The sequence below is a fragment of the Coprococcus intestinihominis genome (genome assembly GCF_040096555.1).
In the GTDB taxonomy this organism is placed as follows: domain Bacteria; phylum Bacillota; class Clostridia; order Lachnospirales; family Lachnospiraceae; genus Coprococcus_A; species Coprococcus_A intestinihominis.
Genome location: NZ_JBBMEK010000259.1, coordinates 1 through 4,792, shown reverse-complemented (window position 1 = coordinate 4,792; position 4,792 = coordinate 1). Strand labels below are relative to the sequence as shown.

Genomic DNA, 4,792 nt, shown 5'->3' with positions numbered 1-4,792 from the left:
TCTGACAATGGTATTATCAACGGATTGCTCAGTGTGTTGGGCATTAATCCGGTGACAATGATGTATACGAATTTTTCCGTTGTTGTGGGCATGGTCTGCAATTTTATGCCGTTTATGATTATTCCGATTCATACCTCACTGAGAAAAATGGACAATTCTCTCATTGAGGCAGCCATGGATCTGGGCGCCAATCCGTTCCAGACATTTCAAAAGGTTGTTCTGAAACTGTCCATGCCCGGTGTGATCAACGGTATTGTGATGGTATTCCTGATGGCGATTTCTTCTTTCGTTATTCCGAAGCTCCTTGGCGGCGGGCAGTTTGTCCTGATCGGTAATCTGATCGAATCCCAGTTTGTATCTGTTGGAGACTGGAATTTCGGCAGTGCCATTTCCCTGATTCTGGCAGTTCTGATTCTTGTGGCGATGCGTCTCATGAAGAAGATGGATGTACAGGACAATTAGGAGGCGGACATGCGAAAGAAAAACAGTTTATTTTCAAAATTTTATATTGCGATTTGTTTTGCTTTTTTCTATCTGCCGATTCTGGTGACGATGGTATTTTCATTTAATTCATCGAAGTCATTGTCGAAATTCACAGGATTTTCCCTGCGCTGGTATAAAGCGCTTTTGGAAAACAGTGAGATTATGTCGGCGGTTTATGTTTCTGTGACCATTGCCATCCTGGCCACCATTGCTTCCACAGTGTTGGGAACAATGACAGCCATCGGCCTTTCAAAGTCACGGAAGATTATCAAAGATATGGTGCTCAGCATGAATGATATTCCGATTCTGAATCCGGATATCGTTACAGCCATCGGATGGATGCTGCTGTTCTCATCTCTGGGATTCCAGAAGGGATATATGACTATGCTTCTGGCACACATTGCCTTCTGTACGCCGTATGTCATTACCAGTGTGTATCCGAAGGTGAGAAGCCTGGACCCGAATCTGGCCAATGCGGCCATGGATCTTGGTGCCACACCGTATCAGGCACTGACGAAAGTTATTCTTCCGATGATCCGACCGGGCATATTTGCCGGTGCGCTGCTGGCTTTTACTATGTCTTTTGATGATTTCGTTATTTCCTATTTTGTATCAGGAAACGGCGTCAAGAACATTTCAATTGTCGTTTATAACATGACAAAACGTATCAATCCGACGATTAATGCGCTGTCAACCATTGTTATTGTGGTGATTGTTGTGATTCTGCTTCTGGCTAATCTGCTTCCGAGACTGGGCGGCGGTGACAACAAGAAGAATAATCAGAACATGAAGAAACTGGTGGCAGGTGTAGCTGTTTTTGCATTAGTACTCAGTCTTGTGACCTGTGTGGCCAACAAGAGCAATAACAAAGAGGCAAGAGTGCTGAAGGTTTATAATGCCGGCGAATATATCGATCCGGATCTTCTGACAGAGTTCCAGAATGAGTACAATTGCACGGTTATTTATGAAACATTTGAGTCCAATGAGATGATGTATACAAAGCTTCAGGCCGGAGATGCCTATGATATTCTGATTCCTTCGGATTATATGATCGAGCGTCTGATCAGGGAAGATTATCTGCAGCCGATCGATTGGGATCGTCTGACCAATGCAGAGGGATTGAATTCGGATGTTATGAACAAAGAATATGATCCGGGCAATGTTTACTCCGTTCCTTATTTCTGGGGTAATGTGGGTATTTTATATGACAAGACAGTGGTGGATCCGGCGGACCTCAGTGAAGGCTGGAATCTGCTGATGGATACGAAATATGCAGGTAATCTGTATATGTATGACTCTGAGCGAGATTCCTTTATGATTGCCCTGAAAGCCCTGGGATATTCCATGAATACCCACGATAAAAACGAGATTCAGGCGGCTTATGAATGGCTGATTCAGCAGAGAGATACCATGAAACCAGTCTATGCCGGCGATGATGTCATTGACAACATGATTTCCGGCAACAAAGCACTGGCGGTTGTTTATTCCGGTGATGGTGCCTATATTATATCGGAAAATGAGGATCTGGGATTTTTGATGCCGGAAGAGGGAACGAACCTCTGGTATGATGCCATGGTTATGACCAGGGATTGTGAGAATACAGAACTGGCTTACGAATTTATGGATTTTATGCTGAGAGATGACGTAGCTTACAGAAATACCCAATATGTCGGTTACAGTTCACCGGTTGTGGCTGCTTATGAGCAGGCACAGGAAGAGGATTACGAAGGTATCGAGGCATATGTACCGCGTGTCGGCTACGAAAAAGATGAAATTTTCCGTTATCAGGATACGGATATTAAGAAATTATTTGCTGAGCTTTGGACAAAAGTCAAGGCACAGTAAGGGAAAAAGAGGCTGTTGTTGCAGCCTCTTTTTCATGTTATGATAGGAATATGATAAAGAAAAGATATCTTGTATAGTTCAGATAATGGGGTGTTTATATGATTAATTATTCAGAAGATGCGAGCAGACAGTATCATATTCAGGTGGCCAAAGGGGAAGTGGGCCGCTATGTGATTCTGCCCGGGGACCCGAAGCGGTGTATGAAGATCGCGCAGTATCTTGAAAATCCGGTGCTGATTGCGGATAACAGAGAGTTTACGACTTATACAGGGACGCTGGATGGCGTGAAAGTCAGTGTGACATCCACAGGTATTGGCGGTCCGTCAGCTTCTATTGCCATGGAAGAGTTGTATCGCTGCGGTGCAGATACCTTTGTCAGAATCGGAACCTGCGGCGGCATGCAGCCGGATGTGAAAAGCGGTGACATCGTTATTGCCACGGGAGCAGTCCGTATGGAGGGCACCAGCAAAGAATATGCGCCTATTGAGTATCCGGCAGTGCCTGATTTTGGCGTGACAACAGCCCTTGTTTCGGCAGCGAAAGCCTTAAAGATGCCGTATCATACCGGGGTTGTTCAGTGCAAGGATGCCTTTTACGGACAGCATGCGCCGGAACTGATGCCGGTGAGCTATGAACTGCAGAATAAATGGGAAGCCTGGAAGCGGATGGGCTGTCTGGCATCGGAGATGGAATCGGCGGCATTGTTTATTGTAGGCGGCCATCTGGGGGTACGTGTGGGCTCCTGTTTTCTTGTCATGGCCAATCAGGAACGGGCGAAGCTGGGACTTGAGAATCCGGTGGTTCATGACACAGATGGGGCCATTCATGTGGCTGTGGAGGCTATCAGGAATCTGATTAATGCGGATAAATAAGTGGGAAATCAAATTATTAAAAATGCCTTTTGTGATTATAAATGTAGAAATAATGGGAGTGAAGGTATGATTTATTATTCAGAAGAAATAGGAAAAAATGAGTTGACGGAAACACTTATTCAGAAATTGATAAAAACAGCTGCAGAACAGCTTCGATTTTCCTATACACCCTATTCACATTTTAAAGTGGGGGCAGCACTTCTGGCTGCAGACGGCACGATTTATACCGGATGCAATATAGAGAATGCGGCCTATACACCGACGAACTGTGCGGAGAGAACGGCTTTCTTCAAGGCTGTCAGCGAAGGTGTCCGTGATTTTCGTGCAATCTGTATTGTGGGCGGGATGAACGGTGTACTGAGTGGTTATACGGCACCCTGCGGTGTCTGCCGGCAGGTGATGATGGAATTCTGTGATCCGGAGACATTTCAGATTATCCTGGCAGCGGCAGACGGCAAATATAAGATTTACCGTCTGAAAGAATTGCTGCCGGAGGGTTTTGGCCCTGATAATCTTGTTATTTCCGGCGGTTTTCGAAGTAAATAAAATGGTCAATAGCATCGAGGATGTCTTTGAAGTCGTCTTTCGGTGCTATTTCTATGTAGCGGGTCAGTAATTCGGTTTCGGAATCTTTATAGCGTCCGTAGAATGTATCATAGAGATTGTGACCCCGCATGTGGATGCGGATATCTTCCATATGCTGACGCACATCCTCCGGTGATGTCAAATCATGACCGATGGCGGCCACCAGTTTTTCTCCACTGGAAAGCCGATGCAGATATTCGTGCCATTTTTCGTAAAATATATCATAAAAAGCTTCGGGGCTTGGAACAACGCCGAGTTTTGCCATAACATCCGGATTGAAAAAGTAATTTTCAAAGGAGTAATATTTCAGGATCAGGACATTTTTCTCTGTAACCCTTGGCAAATGGTCGATATCACTGATATTCCTTTCATCATAATAGCGGCAGAGCTGATGCTTCAGCATATCCGCGTCTTTGCCGTCACCATCACGGATCATCAGGAAGCTGTCTTTCAGATAAATCTGGTTGATGTATTTCAAATTGGCATAGGTCTTGATATTGGTGCAGCTGTTGGTAGTGATGATGGCCACACGGGAAGGCTTGCCTTCATCATCGTATATTTCGGAGTAATATTTTCGCAGCAGCAGCGGCAGTCGGCTTTTGTCCTGACGGCCTTCGACAATAAATACAAAATCGACATTCATCAGATCATTGGCGCTGTATCCCAGATCATTGAGAATGACGCTGATATCTGTATGTTCACGAACAGTGGAATAGCCATCGCTGTCCAATACAACCTGTCGGATCTGACGGCTGTTGAAATTCGGCAGCAGATTCGGTGAATGGGTGGAAAAAATCACCTGATTTTTGCGGGCCAGACGGAAAAGAAGATCACCGGACAGTTTCTGGAGTTTTGGGTGGAGGAAAAGTTCCGGTTCCTCCACCATAATGATGCCTGGGGTCGGATTGTCGTCTTCTGCGTAGGTTTCAAGGAGCGAAAGCATATAAATGCTGCGCATGCCTTTGCCCATATGTTCAATAGGGCGCAGCGTTTTCTGCTTTTCATCT

The 4,792-nt window shown here is 45.3% G+C and carries 5 protein-coding genes; 4 read left to right on the top strand and 1 reads right to left on the bottom strand.

From position 1 onward, the window contains the following. The 4 genes from WMO25_RS15120 to WMO25_RS15105 form a co-directional block, all read left to right on the top strand. Window positions 1-462 (top strand): ABC transporter permease (locus tag WMO25_RS15120; protein WP_349086005.1); only part of this gene is annotated, 462 nt, incomplete at its 5' end. 9 nt (window positions 463-471) lie between these two features. Continuing rightward, window positions 472-2,328, top strand: coding sequence for an extracellular solute-binding protein (locus tag WMO25_RS15115; protein ID WP_349086004.1), 1,857 nt, complete (start codon window positions 472-474; stop codon window positions 2,326-2,328). A gap of 98 nt (window positions 2,329-2,426) precedes the next feature. Beyond that, the gene (gene udp / locus WMO25_RS15110; RefSeq protein WP_349086003.1) at window positions 2,427-3,200 is read left to right on the top strand and encodes a uridine phosphorylase; all 774 of its coding nucleotides are present in this window, start codon (window positions 2,427-2,429) and stop codon (window positions 3,198-3,200) included. Between the two features lie 66 nt (window positions 3,201-3,266). Continuing rightward, entirely contained in the window at window positions 3,267-3,746 is a 480-nt protein-coding gene (locus WMO25_RS15105) for a cytidine deaminase (RefSeq protein WP_227081375.1), read from the top strand. On the opposite strand, the gene WMO25_RS15100 is transcribed toward WMO25_RS15105, so the two are convergent. Continuing rightward, window positions 3,718-4,792: ATP-dependent nuclease (locus WMO25_RS15100; protein WP_349086002.1), on the bottom strand; the 1,075-nt coding region annotated here is incomplete at its 5' end. The genes WMO25_RS15105 and WMO25_RS15100 overlap by 29 nt on opposite strands.

What these genes read in the sequence shown, in the direction of transcription:
- udp (WP_349086003.1), top strand. Translation starts at nt 2,427, where the DNA reads ATGATTAATTATTCAGAAGATGCGAGCAGACAGTATCATATTCAGGTG.
- WMO25_RS15105 (WP_227081375.1), top strand. Translation starts at nt 3,267, where the DNA reads ATGATTTATTATTCAGAAGAAATAGGAAAAAATGAGTTGACGGAAACA.
- WMO25_RS15115 (WP_349086004.1), top strand. Translation starts at nt 472, where the DNA reads ATGCGAAAGAAAAACAGTTTATTTTCAAAATTTTATATTGCGATTTGT.